We start from the raw sequence: 20742 nt of genomic DNA, 5'->3' as shown, positions 1-20742 counted from the left end.
CCTCGATCTCCGAGGAGCATGCTCAGCCGACGACCGTCCAGGTGTCGCCGCCCGCCAGCAGCGCCGCCAGGTCGCCCTTGCCGTGCTGCTCGATCGCGTGGTCCAGCTGGTCGGCCATCTGCGTGTCGTAGACGGGCCGGTCGACGGAGCGCAGGACACCGATCGGCGTGTGGTGCAGGGTGTCCGGGTCGGCCAGGCGGGACAGGGCGAACGCCGTGGTCGGGGACTCGGCGTGCGCGTCGTGGACGAGCACCTGGTCCTCGTTGTCCGGCGTCACCGCCACCACCTTCAGATCACCGGTGACCGGGTCCCGGACGACACCCTTGGCCAGGTCGCCGCCGAACCGGATGGGCTTGCCGTGCTCCAGCCGGATCACGGCCTCCTCGGCCTGCTGCTTGTCCTTGAGGGCGTCGAAGGCGCCGTCGTTGAAGATGTTGCAGTTCTGGTAGATCTCGATCAGGGCCGTGCCCTGGTGGGCGGAGGCCTGGCGCAGCACCTCCGTCAGGTGCTTGCGGTCGGAGTCGACCGTCCGGGCCACGAACGACGCTTCCGCGCCGATCGCCAGCGACACCGGGTTGAAGGGCGCGTCCAGCGAGCCCATCGGCGTCGACTTGGTGATCTTCCCGACCTCGGAGGTCGGCGAGTACTGGCCCTTGGTCAGACCGTAGATCCGGTTGTTGAACAGCAGGATCTTGAGGTTGACGTTGCGCCGCAGCGCGTGGATCAGGTGGTTGCCGCCGATGGACAGCGCGTCACCGTCACCCGTGACGACCCACACCGACAGGTCGCGGCGGGAGCTGGCCAGGCCCGTGGCGATGGCCGGGGCGCGGCCGTGGATGGAGTGCATCCCGTAGGTGTTCATGTAGTACGGGAAGCGGGAGGAGCAGCCGATGCCCGAGACGAAGACGATGTTCTCCTTCGCCAGCCCCAGCTCGGGCATGAAGCCCTGCACCGCGGCGAGGATGGCGTAGTCGCCGCAGCCGGGGCACCAGCGCACTTCCTGGTCGGACTTGAAGTCCTTCATCGACTGCCTGCCCTCGGCCTTGGGGACGAGGGAAAGCGCCTCGATGGTGCCCGCGCCGTGTGTGGACGTCTCAGCCATCGATGGCCTCCTTCAGAGCCGTGGCGAGCTGCTCCGCCTTGAACGGCATACCGTTGACCTGGGTGTACGAGTGGGCGTCCACCAGGTACTTCGCCCGGATGAGCGTGGCGAGCTGCCCGAGGTTCATCTCGGGGATCACCACCTTGTCGTAACGCTCGAGGACCGTGCCGAGGTTCTTCGGGAAGGGGTTCACATGGCGCAGATGCGCCTGCGCGATCGACTCCCCGGCCCGGCGCAGCCGCCGCACCGCGGCCGTGATCGGCCCGTACGTCGAGCCCCAGCCGAGGACCAGGGTCCTGGCTCCGTTCGGGTCGTCCACGTCGAGGTCCGGGACCTCGATGCCGTCCACCTTCGCCTGCCGGGTGCGCACCATGAAGTCGTGGTTGGCCGGGGCGTAGGAGATGTTGCCCGTGCCGTCCTCCTTCTCGATGCCGCCGATCCGGTGCTCGAGACCCGGCGTGCCCGGGATCGCCCACGGGCGGGCCAGGGTCTGCGGGTCGCGCTTGTACGGCCAGAACACCTCGGTGCCGTCGTCGAGCGTGTGGTTCGGGCCCTGCGCGAACTGCACCCGCAGGTCGGGCAGCTCCTCCAGGTCCGGGACGCGCCACGGCTCGGAGCCGTTGGCCAGGTAACCGTCGGAGAGGAGGAACACCGGCGTGCGGTACGTCAGCGCGATCCGCGCCGCCTCCAGCGCAGCGTCGAAGCAGTCCGCCGGCGTACGGGGCGCGACCACCGGGACCGGAGCCTCGCCGTTGCGCCCGTACATCGCCTGGAGCAGGTCCGCCTGCTCGGTCTTGGTGGGCAGACCCGTCGACGGGCCACCGCGCTGGATGTCCACGATCAGCAGCGGCAGCTCCAGCGAGACCGCGAGACCGATCGTCTCCGACTTCAGCGCCACACCGGGGCCGCTCGTCGTGGTCACGGCCAGCGAACCGCCGAAGGCCGCGCCCAGCGCCGCCCCGATACCGGCGATCTCGTCCTCGGCCTGGAACGTCCGCACCCCGAAGTTCTTGTGCTTGCTCAGCTCGTGCAGGATGTCCGACGCCGGCGTGATCGGGTACGACCCCAGGTACAGCGGCAGATCCGCCTGCCGGCTCGCGGCCACCAGGCCGTACGACAAGGCCAGGTTGCCGGAGATATTGCGGTAGATGCCCGGCGGGAACGCCGTGGCGGCCGGGGCGACCTCGTAGGAGACGGCGAAGTCCTCGGTGGTCTCGCCGAAGTTCCAGCCGGCCCGGAAGGCGGCGAGGTTGGCCGCCGCGATGTCGGGCTTCTTCGCGAACTTCGCTCGGAGGAATCTCTCCGTGCCCTCGGTGGGCCGGTGGTACATCCAGCTCAGCAGGCCCAGCGCGAACATGTTCTTGCTGCGCTCGGCCTCCTTGCGGGTGAGGTCGAACTCCTTCAGCGCCTCCACGGTGAGCGTGGTCAGCGGCACGGGGTGGACCTGGTAGCCGTCCAGCGACCCGTCCTCCAGCGGAGACGTCTCGTAGCCGACCTTCTGCATCGCCCGCTTGGTGAACTCGTCCGTGTTGACGATCACCTCGGCACCACGCGGCAGGTCGCCGATGTTCGCCTTCAGCGCGGCCGGGTTCATCGCCACCAGCACGTTCGGCGCGTCACCGGGCGTGAGGATGTCGTGATCGGCGAAGTGCAGCTGGAAGGACGACACGCCCGGCAGGGTCCCGGCGGGCGCCCTGATCTCGGCCGGGAAGTTCGGCAGCGTCGACAGGTCGTTGCCGAACGACGCGGTCTCCGAGGTGAAACGGTCACCGGTGAGCTGCATACCGTCACCCGAGTCCCCCGCGAACCTGATGATCACTCGGTCGAGGCGACGAACGTCCTTCGTGCCCGCCGCTTTGCGCTGCTCTCCTACGACTGTTTCGTCGGCCTGCTCCGCTGGGCTACTGACCTGGCTGGTCACTGAACTGGACCTCCCTCGAGGCGGCTGTCCTGGGAAGGCCTTCCCGCAGGCGTTCCCAGGATCAACACTACGACCGTAAGGGTCGCCTTCTTCGGGTCATTCGCATCTTGGACACGACTTTGAGACGATCACAGGCCCGGACTTGTCCTGTTTTCCGCTCTCCGGTGTCCGGAATCGCCGGCGGTCAGGAATTCAGATACGTCAGCACGGCCAGCACCCGGCGGTGGTCTCCCTCGCTCTGGGAGAGCCCCAGCTTCAGGAAGATGTTGCTGACGTGCTTCTCGACCGCTCCGTCGCTGACCACGAGCTGCCGGGCGATCGCCGAGTTCGTCCGCCCCTCGGCCATCAGCCCCAGCACCTCCCGCTCCCGCGGGGTCAGCCCCGCGAGCACGTCCTGCTTACGGCTGCGGCCCAGCAACTGCGCGACGACCTCCGGGTCGAGGGCCGTACCGCCCTCGGCCACCCGCACCACCGCGTCCACGAACTCCCGCACCTCGGCCACCCGGTCCTTCAGCAGATAGCCGACCCCCCGGCTGGACCCCGCGAGCAGCTCCGTGGCGTAGCGCTCCTCCACGTACTGCGACAGCACCAGCACGCCGAGCCCCGGGTGCGCCTTGCGCAACTGCACCGCCGCCCGCACCCCCTCGTCGGTGTGCGTCGGCGGCATCCGCACATCGGCGACCACGACGTCCGGCAGCTCGCCCTGCGCGTCCAGCTCCGTGATGGTCTTGATCAGCGCCGCGCCGTCGCCGACCCCGGCGACCACCTCGTGCCCCCGGTCGGTCAGCAGCCGCGTCAGGCCCTCTCTGAGCAGCACTGAATCCTCGGCGATGACGACCCGCACCCTGTCCTCCACGATGTTCGGCCCCCCACAGCCCGACGCCGCCCGTCCGCAGCCCACAACGGCTCCGCGCCCACCCGTGCGACGGGTCCAGCATTTCAGGAACGGGCGCTGGATGGGGGTGGACCGGCTTGTTGCCCGGCCGATCCGACCGATTCGGGTGGCGGCGAGGTGGTGGTGATCCGACCGGCTCGATGGGGGGATCCGGCCGATTCGGGTGGGGATCCGAAGGTCACCTCACGTGCGCGCCCCGCCACGGCAACTCCGCGGTCACCCGGGTCGGCCCGCCCGCCGGCGAGTCCACCACCAGGATCCCGTCCACCGCGTCGAGCCGCTCAGCGAGCCCCGCAAGGCCGGACCCCTGGGACACGTCGGCCCCGCCCACGCCGTTGTCCACGACCTGGAGCATCAGCCGGTTCTCCGTCCTCCAGACCTCCACCCCGGCCCAGGTCGCCCGCGCGTGCTTGCTGACGTTCTGGAGCAGCTCCGACACCGTGAAGTACGCGATCCCCTCGATCGCCGGCGCCGGCCGCTCCGCCAGGTCGACCTCGACCTGCACCGGCACCGTGCAGCGCGAGGAGACCGCGGACAGGGCCGCGTCCAGACCGCGGTCGGTCAGGACCGCCGGGTGGATGCCCCGGGCCAGGTCGCGCAGCTCCTGGAGCGCCGTCTTCACCTCGCCGTGCGCCTCGTCCACCATCCGCTGGGCCGCCTCCGGATCCTCCTGGAGCTTCTCCTTCGCCAGTCCCAGATCCATGGCCAGCGCCACCAGCCGGGCCTGCGCCCCGTCGTGCAGATCCCGCTCGATGCGCCGCAGGTCGGCCGCCGCCGTGTCGACCACGACCCCCCGGTCCGACTCCAGCTCCACCACCCGCGAGGCCAGCCGCGACGGTCCGAGCAGCCCGTACACCAGCAGCCGGTCCACCATCGTCAGCGCCCGCACGATCCACGGCGTGGCGATCGTCAGCAGCAGACCCACCAGCGCGGTCACCGTGATTTCGAAGGGGTTGTCGAGGTACACCCGGTGCGTCTCGTCGCCGTAGAGCTGGACCCCGTCCTGCCCGGCGTACATGGGGAACACCCAGAACCACAGCGGGTACGTCAGCAGCGCCCAGCCCAGCACCCAGAGGTTCACGGCGACGACGAACGAGAACACCGCCCACGGCAGATGCAGCACCGCGTACAGCAGGGCCCGCCACGAGGCGCCGCTCTTGAGCACGGCCCCCATCCACGCCATGGCGCCCGGCTTCTTCATCTGCAGCGGCTCCGGGCCGGCCACCTCCAGGTCCAGCAGCGCCCGCGCCCGCAGCCGCTCCAGCGACCCGAGACCACGGCACCCGGCGAGCGCCGCCGCCAGCACCGGAATGCCGAGGAACGTCACCAGCAGTCCCGCCCCCAGCGACACCATCGTGACCGCGTAGGTGAACAGCAGGATGCTGATCGGCAGGCTGAGCAGCACATATCCGAGCTCGCGCCAGGTGCGGCCCTCGACCGGCGCCCGCAGCGCGGCGGGCAGCCGGTGCCGCCGCTCGGTGCTCCCGGAAAACCCGGGCCTGCCGTCGAGCCCGTACTCCTGTCCGTACTCCGTGGCCATCGGCGTCGTCCTTCTCCCTCGTCCTGCGGCTGTCTTCCCGTACCTCCACCCTGCTCCGCCGCAGGTCGGCGGACCATGGAGTCCGTCGGCGTCTTGGACGGGGGGTTTTCCCTACCTCCGTGCACCCCTCAGGGGGCGCCAGTGCCCGAGTCGTCCGTGCGGTCGCGCCAGGGCAGTTCCGCCGTGACCGTCGTCGGGCCGCCCTCGGGGGACTCCAGGACGAACAGCCCGTCGACGGCGTCCAGCCGCTCGGCCAGGCCCCTCATCCCCGTACCGCCGTCGAGGCTCGCGCCCCCGCGGCCGTCGTCCCACACCTGGATCAGCAGCCGGTCGTTCGTCCGCCACACATCCACCGACGCCGACTTCGCCGCGCTGTGCTTGCTGACGTTCTGCAGCAGCTCGGAGACGGTGAAGTAGGCGATGCCCTCGATGGCCGCGGCCGGCCGCGCCGGCAGGTCGACCGTCACCTTGACCGGGACGGTGCAGCGCGAGGAGACCGCGGACAGGGCCGCGTCCAGGCCGCGGTCGGTCAGGACCGCCGGGTGGATGCCCCGGGCCAGGTCGCGCAGCTCCTGGAGCGCCAGCTTCACCTCGCCGTGCGCCTCCTCGACCATCGCCGCCGCCGCGTCGGGGTCCTCCAGCACCTTCTCCTTGGCCAGGCCCAGCCCCATGGCCAGATTGACCAGCCGGGCCTGCGCCCCGTCGTGCAGATCCCGCTCGATGCGGCGCAGATCGGCCGCCGCCGTGTCGACCACGACCCCCCGGTCCGACTCCAGCTCGACGATGCGCCGCTCCAGCTCGTCGGAGGGCGACAGCAGCCCGCGCACCATGGCCCGGTCGGCGTTGGCCAGGCCCCGCGCGATGAACGGCAGCACCGGCCACAGCACGAACAGCGAGGTCAGCGTGATGACGAAGGTGAGGACACCCCACGGCAGCCGTATGAACTCGTACAGCACCGTGCGCCAGCCCACCGGGTCCTTCAGCGACATCCACAGCTGCGGGAGGAAGCCGCCCGCCCCGCGCAGCGGCAGCCGGCTCGGTTCGTCCACCCGCACCCCGAGCAACGCCCTGGCCCTCGTCCGCTCCATCCGGCCCAGCAGCCGCGCGCCCATGAGTCCGGCCGCGAGCAGTGGGAACCCGATCACCGTGATCGTCAGCCCGAAGCTGGTGAACAGCACCGTCACGACATAGGTGAATCCGAGCAGCGCGACCGGAAGGTTCGCCAGGAGGTGCGCGATCTCCTTCCAGGTGTGCCGGTCGTAGGCGAGACGGGGCGGCGGCGGGCGGTCGTCCTGCCCGGCCGCCGCAGTGGCCGAGCTCGTGCCGGAGGACGGAATGCGTTCGGTCATATGCGTTAGCGTGCCCGGCGGCGGGCAGCCGCGCCATGAGGCAGACCGCCAGGAACAACTGAGGTAAACCCCACCCCCGCGTGCCAGGGCGTGACGGGCTGCTTACCCTGCCTTTATCAGGGCCTAGACTCCCGTGCGTACAGATCGTCGAACGGCGGCACCCGTCGTTCGACGAACGGCGGCGTCCGTTGTTCCCGGCCGTGCCCCGGAGCCGCGGAACCGTCGCAGGATCCAGTCCGAGTTTCAGGGAGCGAGGGACGGACGTGCCGGAACCGACCGTCGTCACCACGACCGTCGTCGCGGCGGACTACTTCCAGTCCTATTCGGTCGTCGGACTGCTCGCCGTCGTCGGCGTGCTGTTCGTCGCCGTCGCCTTCGGGGCCGGCCGCCTGCTGCGGCCCGTGGTCCCCACCCCCGAGAAGCTCCTGACGTACGAGTGCGGAGTCGACCCCGTCGGCGAGGGCTGGGCCCACACCCAGGTCCGCTACTACGTCTACGCGTTCCTGTACGTGATCTTCGCCGTCGACTCGATCTTCCTGTTCCCCTGGGCGACCGTCTTCGCAGCCCCCGGCTACGGCGCGACGACCCTGGTGGAGATGTTCATCTTCCTCGGCTTCCTGGCCGTGGGCCTGCTCTACGCATACAAGAAGGGCGTCCTGGCATGGACGTGACCCCCGCCGGCACCGAGCCCGTGCTGCTTCCCGAGCCGAAGCGGCTCGGCGCCCTGGCGCGTCTCGCACCCGAGCCGATGAAGGTGATCCTGAACTGGGGCCGCCGCTACTCGCTCTGGGTCTTCAACTTCGGCCTCGCCTGCTGCGCGATCGAGTTCATCGCCGCGTCGATGGCCCGCCACGACTTCATCCGGCTCGGCGTCATCCCCTTCGCCCCGGGCCCGCGCCAGGCCGACCTGATGGTGGTGTCCGGCACGGTCACGGACAAGATGGCGCCGGCGGTGAAGCGCCTCTACGAGCAGATGCCGGAACCCAAGTACGTCATCTCCTTCGGCGCGTGCAGCAACTGCGGCGGCCCCTACTGGGACTCGTACTCCGTCACCAAGGGCGTCGACCAGATCATCCCCGTCGACGTCTACGTCCCCGGCTGCCCGCCCCGGCCCGAAGCGCTGCTCCAGGGCATCCTCAAGCTCCAGGAGAAGATCGCCCGCGAGTCGCTGGGGGAGCGGTACGGAAGCGGCGCCGCCCGTCCTTCGGCAGCGGCGCTGCAGAGCGGTCTGGTGCAGCCGCCGGCCCCCGCCCCGGGCACCGACTCGACGCCGGGGGAGGGGCGATGACCGCGGTCGGCTGGCTCCCCGCCGACGTCGAGGAACTCTTCGGCACGGACGCCACGGCCGAGGAGTCGTACGAGGTCCTGACGGTCGACGTACCACCGACGACCTGGATCTCCGCCCTGGAGACCGCCCGCGACCGCCTGACCTGCACGTACTTCGACTGGCTGAGCGCGGTCGACGAACCGGGCACGGGCTTGCGCGTCACGGCCCACGTCGCGGCACTGTCTCCGCTCCGACGCCTCCTCCTGCGTACGACGGTCCCGCACGAGTCCCCGACCCTGCCCTCGGCGGTCGGTGTCTACGCGGGCGCCGCCTGGCACGAACGCGAAACGCACGAGATGTTCGGCATCGCCTTCGAAGGCCACCCGGCACTGGACCACCTGCTCCTGCCGGAGAACTTCGAAGGCCACCCCCTGCGCAAGGACTTCGTCCTGGCCGCCCGCGTCGCCAAGGCCTGGCCCGGCGCGAAGGAACCCGGCGAGTCGGAACACGGCGGCCCCAAGCGCCGCCAGATGCTTCCCCCCGGAGTCCCCGACCCCAACGAATGGGGCCCCCTGAAGGGCCAGCTCCCCCCGGCCCCGGCCCGCGGCGCCGGCCGCACGGCAGGCGACCGCCCGGCCCGGGGCACGGCCCGCCCCGCGGGCGAACGCCCGGTGCGGCGGACCCGCACGGCGGGGGAGGGGTCGGCGAGCCAGGCCGCGACCGGGGAGTCGGCTGCTCCGGGTTCGGCGGGGCCGCGCCGTAGCCGCTCGGCGGCGGAGGGCTCGGCCAGTCAGGCCGCTGCCGGTGATGCGGCCACGCCGTCTGCGGCTGCCCCGCGCCGTGCGCGGACGGCGGCGGAGGGCTCGGCGAGCCAGACGTCCAACCGTCCCGAAGCCACGACCTCCGGTCCCGAACCCACGACCTCCGGCTCCGAAGCCCGGGCGACCGAAGGCGAATCAGCGGCGACCGCGACCGGCGCTCAGCCACCGGTCACCGAGCCGGAGTCGCCGGACACCGGGCCCGGAACCCCGGCCGCCTCGCCGGAGCCGCGCCGGGCGCGCAGCGCGAGTGACGGCTCGGCATCGCAGCAGGCCCAGCCAGATGCCGCTGCCGGCCCTCGCCGCGCGCGCAGCGCTTCGGAGGGATCCGGCAGTCAGCGGTCCGATTCCGGCCCCGGCGACAGCCGGCCGGGCAGGGCAGCACGGCCCCCGCGCAGCTCGGACGCCCCCTGGCACCACGCCCGCCCGGCCTTCGAGGAACCGGCTCCCGAACCGTCCCCCGAGGCCGGCGCGCTGCCGACCCCCGAGCCGTCGGATGACCCGAAGACCCCGAACACCACCTCGGAGTCACCGGACACCCCCGAACCCTCAGAACCGGCGAACAACCCGCAGCCCACCGACAACCCCGAAGACCCCACAGGAGGCCCGCGGTGAACGACGTGCTCGACGTCACCCTGCGTCTCCTGATCGTCTTCGTCGTCTTCCTCACCTTCCCGCTGATCATCGGCCAGACCGAACACAAGGTGATGGCCCACATGCAGGGCCGCCTCGGCCCCATGTACGCCGGCGGCTTCCACGGCTGGGCCCAGCTGATCGCCGACGGCGTGAAGTTCGCGCAGAAGGAGGACGTCGTCCCCGCGGGCGCGGACCGCCGCATCTTCCAACTGGCACCCGCCGTCGCCCTCCTGCCGTACCTCCTCGTCCTGCTCGCCATCCCCATCGGCCCGGACGAGGGAGCCGTCGGCCAGGTCATCGACGCCGGTGTCTTCTTCGTCCTGGCCGTCATGGGCGTCGGCGTCCTCGGCTCGCTCATGGCCGGCTGGGCGTCCGCGAACAAGTTCTCCCTCCTCGGGGGCCTGCGCACCGCCGCACAGCTCCTCGCCTACGAACTGCCGATGCTCCTCACCGCCGCCTCGGTGGCGATGGCGGCCGGCACCGTCTCCATCCCCGGCATCCTCGACGCCTTCGAGTGGTGGTGGCTGCCCTGGCAGATCGTCGGCGCGATCGTCTTCTTCGTGGCCGGCCTCGCCGAACTCCAGCGCCCGCCCTTCGACATGCCCGTCGCCGACTCGGAGATCATCTTCGGCGCGTACACCGAGTACACCGGCCTCCGCTTCGCCCTCTTCCTCCTCGCCGAGTACGCCGGAATCGTCGTCCTGTGCGGCCTGACCACCGTCCTCTTCCTGGGTGGCTGGCACGGCCCCTGGGGCGCCGACGGCCTCGGCTGGGTCTGGACCCTGCTGAAGACCGCCGTCCTCGCCTTCCTCGTCATCTGGCTGCGCGTCACCTACCCCCGCCTGCGCGAGGACCAGCTCCAGAAACTGTCCTGGACCCTCCTCGTCCCCCTCTCCCTCGCCCAGATCGCCCTCACCGGCATCGTCAAGGTGGTGATCCAGTAACCATGGCCCCCATCCCCGGCAGCGGCCTGGCCAAGGGCCTGGCCGTCACCCTCCGCACGATGACGAAGAAGTCCGTCACCGCGCAGTACCCCGACGCCCAGCCCGACCTCCCGCCCCGCACCCGCGGCGTGATCGGCCTGTTCGAGGAGAACTGCACGGTCTGCATGCTGTGCGCCCGCGAGTGCCCGGACTGGTGCATCTACATCGACTCCCACAAGGAGACGGTCCCGGCGGCGACCCCCGGCGGCCGCGAACGCAGCCGCAACGTCCTCGACCGCTTCGCCATCGACTTCTCCCTGTGCATGTACTGCGGTATCTGCATCGAGGTCTGTCCTTTCGACGCCCTGTTCTGGTCCCCGGAGTTCGAGTACGCCGAGACCGACATCCGCGACCTCACCCACGAGCGCGACAAGCTCCGCGAGTGGATGTGGACCGTCCCGGCCCCGCCGGCCCTCGACCCCGGCGCGGAGGAACCGAAGGAACTCGCCACCGCCCGCAAGACCGCCGACAAGCTGGCCGCCCAGCAGGCCCCGCCCGCCACCGAACCGCACGCCGACGAGCAGGCCCGGGCAGCCGAGCGACCGACCCGCCCGCAGGGCGACTCCAAGCAGCAGACGGACCAGCCCAGGCCGGGGCAGGAGGGCCGGGAATGACCCTCGCAGCGACTGCAGGCCTCCTCACGGCAGGCCCGACCACCAGGGCCGCGGCCGAAACCCACGGCTTCCTCTCCCCGACGGGCGTCGAGATCGCCTTCCTCCTCGTCGGTCTGGTCACCTTCGGCGCCGCGCTCGTCACCGTCACCACCCGGCAACTGGTGCACGCCGCCCTGTGGCTGGTGGTCACCCTCGGCGGCCTGGCCGTCGAGTACCTCCTGCTCACCGCCGAGTTCATCGCCTGGGTGCAGGTCCTCATCTACGTCGGTTCCGTCGTCGTCCTCCTCCTGTTCGGTCTGATGCTCACCAGGGCCCCCATCGGCCGCTCCCCGGACGCCGACTCAGGCAACCGCTGGGCCGCCCTCACCGTCGCCGTCGCCGCCGCTGCCGCCCTGGTCTGGGTCGTCGTCGACGCCTTCCGCACCACCTGGATCGACCTGGACGGCCCCGCCGCCGGCTCCACCGAGGCCACCGGCGCGAGCCTCTTCCAGAACTGGGTCCTCCCCTTCGAGGCCCTCTCCGTCCTCCTCCTCGCCGCCCTGGTCGGCGCGATCGTCCTGTCCCGCAAGGCGAAGGCCGCCGCGGCGATCGCGACCGAGAGCACCCCGGCCGCCCGGAGCGAGGAGGACCGGATCGAGAAGGACCGAAGCGACAAGGGCCGAAGCGAGAAGGACGGGATCGAGAAGGACGGGATCGAGAAGGAAGGGACCCGCTGATGCACCTCGCCTATCCCGCCGTCCTCTCCGCCCTCCTCTTCTGCACGGGCCTGTACGGCGTCCTCGCCCGCCGCAACGCGATCCTGGTCCTGATGTCGGTCGAGCTGATGCTCAACGCCGTCAACCTCAACCTGGTCGCCTTCGACGTCTGGCTCAGCAGGACCGCCGAGGAGACCCTGCACTCCGGCCAGGCCCTGACCCTGTTCACCATCGCCATCGCCGCCGCCGAGATCGGCATCGGCCTGGCCATCGTCCTCGCCGTCCACCGCAACCGCGGCACGGCGGACATCGACAAACTCCGCGACACCGCCGAACGGCACGACCCCGACGGCACCGACCACGACGCCCTTACGGCCGAGCAGTCCGGCGAGGCCCAGAAGGCTGAGGCCACCGCGTGACCACGACCACCCTCGCCGTCCTCGTCCCCCTCCTTCCGTTCCTCGGCGCCGTCGCCGGCCTGCTCCTGGGTCGCACGGCACCCGGCTTCGTCCGCCCGCTCGCCGTCCTGCCGACGCTCACCTCCTTGGTGCTCGCCGCGCTGGTCGCCGTGCGGCAGGGCGGTGACGCGGCCGTCAACGCGGCCACGGAACTCACCCCCACCGGCTCCGTCCCGATCGAACTCGCCCTGCACATCGACGGCTTCGCCGCCCTCGTCGCCGTCCTGGTCGGCCTGGTCGCCTCCTGCGTGCAGATCTACTCGACGGGCTACCTGCGCGACGACCCGCGCTACCCCTCGTACGCCGCCCTGGTCTCGCTGTTCACCTCCGCGATGTTCCTGGTCGTCTATTCCGGCGACCTGATCGTGCTGCTGGTCGGCTGGGAAGTCATGGGCATCTGCTCCTACTTCCTGGTCGGCCACTACTGGGAGACCCCTCAGGCCCGCGCCGCCTCCCTCAAGGCCTTCCTGGTCACCAAGCTCGGCGACGTCCCCTTCCTCATCGGTCTGTTCGCCCTGGCCACCGACGCCGGTTCGTTCCGCATCACCCGGGTCCTGGGTGCCGTCGCAAGCGGCTCGCTCGACCATCCGACGCTGATCGCCCTGCTGCTCCTGGCGGGCGTGGCGGGCAAGTCCGCGCAGTTCCCGCTGCACACCTGGCTCCCCGACGCGATGGCCGGCCCGACCCCCGTCTCCGCGCTGATCCACGCTGCGACGATGGTCGCCGCCGGTGTCTACTTCATCGCCCGTCTCCTCCCGGTCTTCGAGGCCTCGCAGGCCGCGATGGTCGTCCTCGCCGTCATGGCCGCCGTCACGATGGCCGGCTCGGCGCTCGCCGCGCTCGCCCAGGACGACATCAAGCGCGTCCTCGCCTACTCGACGATCGGTCAGCTCGGCTACATGACCGGCGCCCTCGCCGTCGGCGACCGCGGAGCCGCCGTCTTCCACCTCCTGTCCCACGGCGCCTTCAAGGCGCTGCTGTTCCTCGCGGCCGGCGTGATCATCCACGCCGCCGGTACCAACTCGCTCGCCGCCATGTCCCGCATGCGGAACCTGCGCGATCGCGTCCCCGACGCCTACTGGACGATGACCGTGGCGCTGCTCGCGCTCGCCGCGATCCCGCCGTTCAGCGGCTTCTTCTCCAAGGAGGCCGTCCTCGGCGTCGCCGAACACGTCGTCACCGGTCACACCGAGCACGCCCCCGCCGCCGCGGGCTGGATCGTCCTCGTCGCCGGCCTGCTCACGGCTGTGCTCACCGCCGCCTACGCGATGCGCCTGTGGCTGCTGGCCTTCCGCGGCCGGGGCGCCGAAGCTCCCGACCACGGCAGGCAGCCGCTGACGATGACCGTCGTGCTGTGGGTGCTCGCCGCCCCGTCCCTGGCCCTCGGCGGGTTCGCGTTCCGCCTGCTGCCCGACTGGTTCGACGGCCGCGACCTCAGCCCGACCCTCACCACCTCCGTGCTCGGCACGGGCGTGGCCCTGGTCGGCGGCATCGTCACCTACGGCGCCTGGCGGCACACCACCGCGCTCACCGAACGTGCCCCGCTGGGCGCGGTCGCCGCCCATCCCGAGGGCGACGCCGCCCAGGTCGAGGCGGAGGCCATCGCCACCCACGAGCCGGCCTACGGCGACATCGCCTACGCGCCCGACCCCGCCGACCCCGGACGGCTCCTGCTCGGCCCGCTGCACCGCCACGCGGCCGCCGGCTTCCACATGGACGCCGTGTACAGGGCCCTCTTCGTCCGACCGGTCCAGGCCGGGGCGAGCCTCGTCCGGTTCCTCGACCGGGAGGTCGTCGAGACCTACGTCCGCGGTGCGGGTGCGCTGCCTCGCTGGCTGGGCGCCGCCGTACGGCGCGCCCAGACCGGCAACGTCCAGACCTATGTGAGCGCGCTGCTCGCCGGCACCGTCGTCCTCGCGGTCGCCGTCGTCCTCGTCGCCACGGGAGCGTGAGCAGGCGTGATCGATATCAACGAGTCCGTGATGCAGTTCCTTCTGGCATTCGTCGTCGTCGGCCCGCTCCTCGGCGCCGCCGCGGCTCTCCTGCCGGCCCCGCCCGGGCTGAAGGGGAAGTCGCCCGAGCAGGCCGTGCTCCGGCACGGCGTCACCGTCACCGGCGCCATCCTCATCGCGGCGATCGTCCTCGCGCTCGGCTTCGACCACGACCAGCCGTCGAAGATGCAGGCCAGCACGGACATCAGCTGGATCCCCGCACTCGACGTGCGCATCCACCTCGGCATCGACGGCATCTCCCTCCCCCTTCTGGTCCTGACCGCGCTGCTGACCTTCCTCTGCGCGCTCTACTCGTACTTCAAAATGCCCGAAGGCCCGAGCCCGAAGGCCTTCGTCGCTCTGCTGCTCGTCCTCGAGTCCGGCACGCTCGCGACCTTCGCCGTCCTCGACCTGCTGCTGTTCTTCCTGGCCTTCGAGATGGTCCTCATCCCGATGTACTTCCTCATCGCCCGCTGGGGCGGCGAGGGCCGGAGCCAGGCCGCGTGGCGGTTCATCCTCTACACGCTGCTCGGCTCCGTGGTCATGCTGCTCGGCCTGCTCCTGATCGGGCTCAAGGCGGGCACGTTCGACATGATGGCACTCGCCACCGACAACGGCCGGTCCCTGACCACATCCGTGCAGGTCATCGCCGTTCTGGCGATCGGGATCGGCCTCGCGGTCAAGACACCGATGTGGCCGCTGCACAGCTGGCTGCCCGACGCCCACACCGCCGCGCCGACCGTCGGCTCGGTCCTGCTGGCCGGTGTCCTGCTGAAGATGGGTACGTACGGGTTCGTCCGAATCCTCCTCCCCATCGCACCGGACGGCTTCCGCACCTTCGCGCCCTACCTCGCGGCGCTCGCCGTCGTCGGCATCATCTACGGATCCCTGGCCTGCCTTGCCCTCGCCAAGCAGGGCGCGAAGGGCGACCTCAAGCGCCTCATCGCCTACTCCTCCGTCGGCCACATGGGCTTCGTCCTGCTCGGCATCGCCACGATGACCCCGACCGGCGTGAACGGCGCCCTGTTCGCCAACATCGCCCACGGCCTCATCACCGGCCTGCTCTTCTTCCTCGTCGGCGCCCTGAAGGACCGCACCGGCACCACCGACCTCGACACCCTCGCCGAGGAGACCGGAGCCGCGCTCTACGGCAGGGCCCCGCGCCTCGGCGGCCTGCTCGCCTTCGCCGCGGTCGCCTCGCTCGGCCTGCCGGGCCTGGCCGGGTTCTGGGGCGAGATGCTGGCCCTGTTCGGCGCGTTCCAGCCGGCAGCCGGCCTCAGCCGTCCCGCCTTCCTCACGTTCATGGCGATCGGCGCGTTCGGGACGCTCCTGACGGCCGCGTACCTGCTGGTCGTGGTCCGCCGCGTGTGCATGGGCGCCCTGCCGCAGGACGCCCCGAGGCTCACCGACGTCCGCAGTTACGAGTTCGCGGCCTGGACCCCGCTCGTCGTCCTCACCGTCGTCGCGGGTCTGTGGCCCAAGGCCCTCCTCGGCCTGAGCGACCCGGCCGTCCAGCAGCTCCTCGCAGGAGGCACCCGATGAGCTCCCCGGCCCAGCCCCTGGCCGCGTCGCTGGTCCAGTCCGTCGACTGGCTCGCCATCGCACCGCCCACCATCGCGGCGGTCATCGGCCTCGTCGTCCTGGTCGCCGACCTGTTCGTCGCCGAGCACCGCAAGACGCTGCTCGGCTGGACGTCCGTGGCCGGCCTGGCCGCCGCCACGCTGATGCTGCTGCCCCTCCTGGACGGCGACCGCAGCACTTTCTGCCTGACCGGCGACGCCACCGTGTGCAGCTACACGGCCGACCGCTTCACCCTGGTCATCCAGTTCCTGGTCCTCGGCGGCGCCCTCCTCGCCGCCCTCCTGTCGGTCACCGCCCTGAAGGACGCCCGCAAGGAGCTGCCCGAAGGGGAGTACTGGTTCCTGCTGCTGTCCTCCGCGGCCGGCGCCGCCCTCCTGCCCGCCTCCCGCGACCTCGCGACCCTGATCGTCGCCCTGGAGGTCGCCTCGCTGCCCGCCTTCGCGCTGGTCGGCCTCAGGCACGGCGATCGGAAGTCCTCCGAGGCGGCCCTGAAGTTCTTCCTGTCCTCGGTCACCGCGACCGCGGTCAGCCTCATGGGCATCAGCTTCGTGTACGCCTCCACGGGCACCCTCTACCTCACCCAGGTCGCCGACCGCATCCAGAACGTCGACGGACAACTCCACACGCTCGCCCAGACCGGCGTCGTCCTCACCCTCGTCGGCTTCGCCTTCAAGACGGCCGCCGTGCCCTTCCACTTCTGGGTGCCCGACACCTACGTGGGTGCGCCCCTGCCCATCGCCGCCTACCTGTCGGTCATCGGCAAGGCGGTCGGCTTCAGCGGCCTGATCCTCGTCACGGTCGTCGCGCTCCCCTCGTACGCCGACGTCTGGGGCCCGGCCCTGGCCGCCCTGGCCGCCCTCACCATGACCGTGGGCAACGTCGGCGCCCTGCGCCAGCAGGCCACGCGCGCGTACAGCGCGGTACGCCTGCTCGCCTGGTCGTCCGTCGGCCAGGCCGGCTACCTCCTGGTGCCGATCGCGGCCGCCGCGTACTCCGGGGACGCCGAGAAGTCGATCGGTTCCACCGTCGCCTACGCCCTGATGTACGGCGCCGTGAACCTCGGCGCCTTCGCCGTGGCCGCGCTCGTCGGCCGGACGAAGTCCCTCAACCGCGTCTCCGACTACCGCGGCCTGTACGCGTCGAGCCCCCTGTCCGCGCTGCTCCTGGCGTTCTTCCTGCTCTGCCTCGCCGGGCTGCCGCCGGGCATCATCGGCCTCTTCGCCAAGGTCACCGTCTTCTCGGCGGCCGTCGACGCCGGCCTCGGCTGGCTGGCAGTGATCATGGCGGTCAACGTCGTCATCGCGCTGTTCTACTACCTCCAGTGGACCGCCCTGCTCTTCCGCGCCCCGGAGGGCGAACCCGAGGAGCACCGCGTCCCCGCCCCGCTCACCGCCGCGATCGCCCTGACCGGAGTCCTCGGCATCGCCCTGTCCGGAGCGCCACAGCTGGTCCTGCGGTTCACCGACACCGCCCTCTTCTGAACAACAGCCGCATTCGCCACGCGCGCGTGGGGCACCCGGCCCTCCACGCGCGCGTGCCGCGTACGGGAGCCGTTCACCCGGACGGTCCACACTCCGCCGCCGTGCGCACAAGGGAACTAGTGCCTCCCGCCTGGCGTTGACCAGTACGGGAGGGTCCACTGGACGTGACATCACGGCACCAGTGGCACCGCAATCAGCAAGCAAGGGTCCCCCTGCCGCACCACCTGGAGGGCGTACCGTGCACCGCCGGCACAACGGGCTCAGGACAGCAGTCCTCCTCGGGGGACTGTCCGCACTCATCATCGTCATCGGCAGCTTCTTCGGCCGCATGGGGCTCGTCATCGCCGTCCTGGTAGCGCTGGCCACCAACGCGTACGCGTACTGGAACAGCGACAAGCTGGCCCTCCGCGCGATGCGCGCCCGCCCGGTGAGCGAGTTCGAGGCGCCCGGGCTCTACCGCATGGTCCGCGAGCTCTCCACCCAGGCCCGCCAGCCCATGCCGCGCCTGTACATCTCCCCGACGGAGGCGCCCAACGCCTTCGCCACGGGCCGCAACCCGCGCAACGCCGCAGTGTGCTGCACCGATGGCATCCTGCGCCTCCTGGACGAGCGCGAGCTGCGCGGCGTCATCGGCCACGAGCTCAGCCACGTCTACAACCGCGACATCCTCATCTCGTCGGTCGCCGGTGCCCTCGCCTCCGTGATCATGTTCCTGGTCAACTTCGCCTGGCTGATCCCGATCGGGCGCTCGGACGACGACGACGGCCCCGGCCTGCTCGGCATGCTGCTGATCATGATCCTGGGCCCGCTGGCCGCCTCTCTCATCCAACTGGCCATCAGCCGCTCCCGGGAGTACCAGGCGGACGCCTCCGGCGCCCAGCTCACCGGCGACCCGCTCGCCCTGGCCAGCGCCCTGCGCAAGCTCGAACTCGGCACGAAGCAACTCCCGCTGCCGCCCGAGCCGCGCATCGAGACCGCCAGCCACATGATGATCGCGAACCCGTTCCGCCCCGGCCAGGGCCTGTCGAAGATGTTCTCCACACACCCGCCGATGGCGGAACGCATCGCCCGGCTCGAGAAGATGGCAGGTGGGAATCAATGAAGACCATCCTGAACGTCATATGGCTCGTCTTCAGCGGCTTCTGGCTGTTCCTCGCCTACATGCTCGCGGGCCTGCTCCTCTGCATCACCATCATCGGCATCCCGTTCGGCGTCGCGGCCTTCCGCATCGGCGTCTACGCGCTGTGGCCCTTCGGGTACACGACGGTCGAACGCCGTGACGCGGGCGCGCCGTCCTGCGTCGGCAACGTGCTGTGGCTGGTACTGGCGGGCTGGTGGCTGGCCCTCGGCCACATCGCCACCGGCATCGCGCTGTGCGTCACGATCATCGGCATCCCGCTCGGCGTCGCCAACTTCAAGCTCATCCCGGTCTCGCTGCTCCCGCTGGGCCGCGACATCGTGCGGACGAACGAGCCGTTCGCGGCCCGCTGACGACAGGCAACGCGGCCCGGTTTCCACAGGTCCGGGGTTGTCCACAGGTCCGCCCGGCTGTCAGCGGCGGCCTGCATCATGAACCCATGACCGCGATCGAGCAGTTGAGAGGCCCCCAGTCGGCCCAGCGCGCTCCGGCAGCAGCCGATAAAACGGGACCGTGGCCAAGAAGGCCCCGAACACGGCCAAGAGGGCAGCCCTAGGCCCTCCCAGCCTTCGCCCGCACCGACCGCCGCACTCCGTACGCAACCGCCCCCACCACCAGCACAGCCGCGCCCACGACGACGGAAACCCCGGGCAGCGAGAACGCCAGCACCGCACACCCGAGCAGGCCGACGACCGGCACCACCCGCGCCGTCGGCGCCGAATCCAGCGTCCAGGCCGAGGCGTTGGCCACGGCGTAGTACGCCAGCACCCCGAAGGAGGAGAACCCGATCGCGCCCCGGACGTCCACTGTGGCGGCCAGGACCGCGACCACCGCACCGACGGCGAGCTCCGCCCGGTGCGGCACCCGGAAGCGCGGATGCACGGCCGCCAGCGCGCCCGGCAGATGACGGTCCCGGGCCATGGCCAGCGTCGTCCGTGAGACGCCCAGGATCAGGGCGAGCAGCGACCCCAGCGCGGCCACGGCCGCACCGACCCGCACCACCGGCACGAGCCAGGGCATCCCGGCCGCTCGCACGGCGTCGGCCAGCGGCGCCGTCGCGTCCCCGAGACCGTCCGACCCCAGCACCGAAAGGACAGCCACCGCCACGCCCGCGTACACCACCAGAGCGATGCCCAGCGCCAGCGGGATCGCCCGCGGAATGGTGCGCGCCGGGTCCCGTACCTCCTCACCGAGGGTCGCGATCCGGGCGTACCCCGCGAACGCGAAGAACAGCAGCCCTGCCGCCTGAAGCACACCGCCCACGCCGTCCGAGGTACCGATGTCCAGCCGCCCGGCATCGGCCTCGCCCGACACCAGACACCCGACCACCACGGCAGCGAGGACAGCCAGGACCACCGCCACGATCACCCGCGTCAGCCACGCGGACTTCTGGACACCGCCGTAGTTCACCGCGGTCAGCGCCACCACGGCCGCGACCGCCACCGCGTGCGCCTGCCCCGGCCAGACGTACGTGCCCACGGTGAGCGCCATCGCCGCACAGGAGGCCGTCTTCCCCACCACGAACGACCAGCCCGCGAGATACCCCCAGAACTCCCCGAGTCGCTCACGCCCGTACACGTACGTCCCGCCCGAGGCGGGATACAGGGCGGCGAGCCGCGCCGACGACATGGCGTTGCAGTACGCGACGACAGCGGCGACGGCGAGCCCGAGGAGCAGTCCGGAGCCGGCCGCGTGCGCCGCGGGCGCGAGGGCGGCGAAGATCCCGGCTCCCACCATCGAGCCGAGCCCGACGACGACGGCGTCCCCGACGCCGAGGGTGCGGCGCAGTCCAGGAGCGGAGGCTGTCATGCATCGCACCCTACTGATCAGTGCAACCGGCGGGCGCCGCCAGGGCGTCCTCCCCAACAACACGGCGTGAACGCGCGCGGCGAGGACGACGCACGCGGAACGCCAGGCGTACGACGCACGAGCACGGTCCGCCGGGAGCAAGATCACATGGGCGGGACAGTGCGGGCACAGCGTGAAAGGGCAGGTTCACGGCATGACCATCATCAGCTGGATCATCCTGGGACTGTTGGCCGGAGCCATCGCGAAGTTCCTGCTGCCGGGACGTGACCCGGGCGGCCTCATCGGCACGACTCTGATCGGCATCGCGGGCGCGTTCATCGGCGGCTGGATATCGGCTCGCTGGATGGACCACCCGATCACCAAGGACTTCTACGACGGCGCCACCTGGGCCGCGGCGATCGGCGGATCGCTCGTCCTCCTGGTCGCCTACCGCCTCCTGTTCGGCAACTCCCGCAACTGACCGC

19 protein-coding genes are annotated in these 20742 nt (G+C 71.1%); 13 read left to right on the top strand and 6 right to left on the bottom strand.

The genetic code is table 11. From position 1 onward, the window contains the following. Positions 1-22: 22 nt before the first annotated feature. The 5 genes from MQE23_RS18405 to MQE23_RS18385 all read right to left on the bottom strand — a co-directional run bounded on the left by MQE23_RS18405 (position 23) and on the right by MQE23_RS18385 (position 6807). Positions 23-1102 (bottom strand): 2-oxoacid:ferredoxin oxidoreductase subunit beta, encoded by a 1080-nt coding sequence (locus MQE23_RS18405; RefSeq protein WP_020277448.1) that lies wholly within the window; start codon positions 1100-1102, stop codon positions 23-25. Then, positions 1095-3023, bottom strand: a complete 1929-nt coding sequence (locus MQE23_RS18400) for a 2-oxoacid:acceptor oxidoreductase subunit alpha (protein WP_243379625.1) — start codon at positions 3021-3023, stop codon at positions 1095-1097. Before MQE23_RS18400 ends, MQE23_RS18405 begins: the two co-directional genes overlap by 8 nt. A gap of 184 nt (positions 3024-3207) precedes the next feature. Continuing rightward, the gene (locus MQE23_RS18395; RefSeq protein WP_020277446.1) at positions 3208-3879 is read right to left on the bottom strand and encodes a response regulator transcription factor; all 672 of its coding nucleotides are present in this window, start codon (positions 3877-3879) and stop codon (positions 3208-3210) included. 217 nt (positions 3880-4096) lie between these two features. Further along, positions 4097-5458 (bottom strand): sensor histidine kinase, encoded by a 1362-nt coding sequence (locus tag MQE23_RS18390; protein ID WP_243379624.1) that lies wholly within the window; start codon positions 5456-5458, stop codon positions 4097-4099. Between the two features lie 128 nt (positions 5459-5586). Then, the gene (locus MQE23_RS18385; RefSeq protein ID WP_020277444.1) at positions 5587-6807 is read right to left on the bottom strand and encodes a sensor domain-containing protein; all 1221 of its coding nucleotides are present in this window, start codon (positions 6805-6807) and stop codon (positions 5587-5589) included. Positions 6808-7070: 263 nt separating this feature from the next. On the opposite strand from MQE23_RS18385, the gene MQE23_RS18380 reads away from it, so the two are divergent. The 12 genes from MQE23_RS18380 to MQE23_RS18325 all read left to right on the top strand — a co-directional run bounded on the left by MQE23_RS18380 (position 7071) and on the right by MQE23_RS18325 (position 18822). Further along, positions 7071-7478 (top strand): NADH-quinone oxidoreductase subunit A, encoded by a 408-nt coding sequence (locus MQE23_RS18380; RefSeq protein WP_010041427.1) that lies wholly within the window; start codon positions 7071-7073, stop codon positions 7476-7478. Beyond that, positions 7469-8095: an NADH-quinone oxidoreductase subunit B gene (locus tag MQE23_RS18375; RefSeq protein ID WP_037674189.1), complete on the top strand. Its 627-nt coding sequence runs from the start codon at positions 7469-7471 to the stop codon at positions 8093-8095. The genes MQE23_RS18380 and MQE23_RS18375 overlap by 10 nt, the downstream gene beginning before the upstream one ends. Then, positions 8092-9507 carry an NADH-quinone oxidoreductase subunit C gene (locus MQE23_RS18370; protein ID WP_243379623.1) on the top strand — a complete coding sequence of 472 codons (1416 nt, stop codon included), beginning with the start codon at positions 8092-8094 and terminating at the stop codon, positions 9505-9507. Before MQE23_RS18375 ends, MQE23_RS18370 begins: the two co-directional genes overlap by 4 nt. Continuing rightward, complete coding sequence (locus tag MQE23_RS18365; RefSeq protein WP_010049241.1) at positions 9504-10472, top strand: complex I subunit 1 family protein; 969 nt, start codon at positions 9504-9506, stop codon at positions 10470-10472. The genes MQE23_RS18370 and MQE23_RS18365 overlap by 4 nt, the downstream gene beginning before the upstream one ends. Before the next feature lie 2 nt (positions 10473-10474). Continuing rightward, entirely contained in the window at positions 10475-11125 is a 651-nt protein-coding gene (locus MQE23_RS18360; protein WP_020275041.1) for a 4Fe-4S binding protein, read from the top strand. After that, entirely contained in the window at positions 11122-11841 is a 720-nt protein-coding gene (locus tag MQE23_RS18355; RefSeq protein ID WP_243379622.1) for an NADH-quinone oxidoreductase subunit J, read from the top strand. Before MQE23_RS18360 ends, MQE23_RS18355 begins: the two co-directional genes overlap by 4 nt. Next, a complete protein-coding gene (nuoK, locus tag MQE23_RS18350) occupies positions 11841-12239 on the top strand; it encodes an NADH-quinone oxidoreductase subunit NuoK (RefSeq protein ID WP_020275039.1) in 399 nt (132 codons plus the stop codon). Before MQE23_RS18355 ends, nuoK begins: the two co-directional genes overlap by 1 nt. Continuing rightward, positions 12236-14230, top strand: coding sequence for an NADH-quinone oxidoreductase subunit L (locus MQE23_RS18345; RefSeq protein ID WP_020275038.1), 1995 nt, complete (start codon positions 12236-12238; stop codon positions 14228-14230). Before nuoK ends, MQE23_RS18345 begins: the two co-directional genes overlap by 4 nt. Before the next feature lie 6 nt (positions 14231-14236). Next, positions 14237-15811 carry an NADH-quinone oxidoreductase subunit M gene (locus MQE23_RS18340; protein WP_243379621.1) on the top strand — a complete coding sequence of 525 codons (1575 nt, stop codon included), beginning with the start codon at positions 14237-14239 and terminating at the stop codon, positions 15809-15811. Beyond that, on the top strand, positions 15808-17331 hold the full coding sequence (locus MQE23_RS18335) for an NADH-quinone oxidoreductase subunit N (RefSeq protein WP_020275036.1): 1524 nt from the start codon (positions 15808-15810) through the stop codon (positions 17329-17331). The genes MQE23_RS18340 and MQE23_RS18335 overlap by 4 nt, the downstream gene beginning before the upstream one ends. A 238-nt stretch (positions 17332-17569) precedes the next feature. Continuing rightward, positions 17570-18433: a zinc metalloprotease HtpX gene (htpX, locus tag MQE23_RS18330; RefSeq protein ID WP_020275035.1), complete on the top strand. Its 864-nt coding sequence runs from the start codon at positions 17570-17572 to the stop codon at positions 18431-18433. Then, positions 18430-18822 (top strand): YccF domain-containing protein, encoded by a 393-nt coding sequence (locus MQE23_RS18325; RefSeq protein WP_020275034.1) that lies wholly within the window; start codon positions 18430-18432, stop codon positions 18820-18822. Before htpX ends, MQE23_RS18325 begins: the two co-directional genes overlap by 4 nt. 199 nt (positions 18823-19021) lie before the next feature. Here MQE23_RS18325 and MQE23_RS18320 read toward each other — a convergent pair whose 3' ends face one another. Further along, entirely contained in the window at positions 19022-20278 is a 1257-nt protein-coding gene (locus MQE23_RS18320; RefSeq protein ID WP_020275033.1) for an APC family permease, read from the bottom strand. Positions 20279-20471: 193 nt separating this feature from the next. Here MQE23_RS18320 and MQE23_RS18315 point away from each other — a divergent pair, with 193 nt between their 5' ends. Further along, on the top strand, positions 20472-20738 hold the full coding sequence (locus MQE23_RS18315) for a GlsB/YeaQ/YmgE family stress response membrane protein (protein WP_020275032.1): 267 nt from the start codon (positions 20472-20474) through the stop codon (positions 20736-20738). The last annotated feature ends 4 nt before the right edge of the window (positions 20739-20742 follow it).

This window comes from Streptomyces sp. HP-A2021, assembly GCF_022807935.1.
GTDB classification, from domain to species: domain Bacteria; phylum Actinomycetota; class Actinomycetes; order Streptomycetales; family Streptomycetaceae; genus Streptomyces; species Streptomyces afghaniensis.
This window is presented reverse-complemented; position numbering and strand designations above follow the sequence as displayed.

Bases quoted from the DNA above. Each gene is read 5' to 3' on its own strand.
- MQE23_RS18320 (WP_020275033.1), bottom strand. From the start codon at position 20,278: ATGACAGCCTCCGCTCCTGGACTGCGCCGCACCCTCGGCGTCGGGGAC.
- MQE23_RS18375 (WP_037674189.1), top strand. From the start codon at position 7,469: ATGGACGTGACCCCCGCCGGCACCGAGCCCGTGCTGCTTCCCGAGCCG.
- nuoK (WP_020275039.1), top strand. From the start codon at position 11,841: ATGCACCTCGCCTATCCCGCCGTCCTCTCCGCCCTCCTCTTCTGCACG.
- MQE23_RS18360 (WP_020275041.1), top strand. From the start codon at position 10,475: ATGGCCCCCATCCCCGGCAGCGGCCTGGCCAAGGGCCTGGCCGTCACC.
- MQE23_RS18390 (WP_243379624.1), bottom strand. From the start codon at position 5,458: ATGGCCACGGAGTACGGACAGGAGTACGGGCTCGACGGCAGGCCCGGG.
- MQE23_RS18370 (WP_243379623.1), top strand. From the start codon at position 8,092: ATGACCGCGGTCGGCTGGCTCCCCGCCGACGTCGAGGAACTCTTCGGC.
- MQE23_RS18335 (WP_020275036.1), top strand. From the start codon at position 15,808: ATGAGCTCCCCGGCCCAGCCCCTGGCCGCGTCGCTGGTCCAGTCCGTC.
- MQE23_RS18385 (WP_020277444.1), bottom strand. From the start codon at position 6,807: ATGACCGAACGCATTCCGTCCTCCGGCACGAGCTCGGCCACTGCGGCG.
- MQE23_RS18405 (WP_020277448.1), bottom strand. From the start codon at position 1,102: ATGGCTGAGACGTCCACACACGGCGCGGGCACCATCGAGGCGCTTTCC.
- MQE23_RS18355 (WP_243379622.1), top strand. From the start codon at position 11,122: ATGACCCTCGCAGCGACTGCAGGCCTCCTCACGGCAGGCCCGACCACC.
- MQE23_RS18315 (WP_020275032.1), top strand. From the start codon at position 20,472: ATGACCATCATCAGCTGGATCATCCTGGGACTGTTGGCCGGAGCCATC.
- MQE23_RS18325 (WP_020275034.1), top strand. From the start codon at position 18,430: ATGAAGACCATCCTGAACGTCATATGGCTCGTCTTCAGCGGCTTCTGG.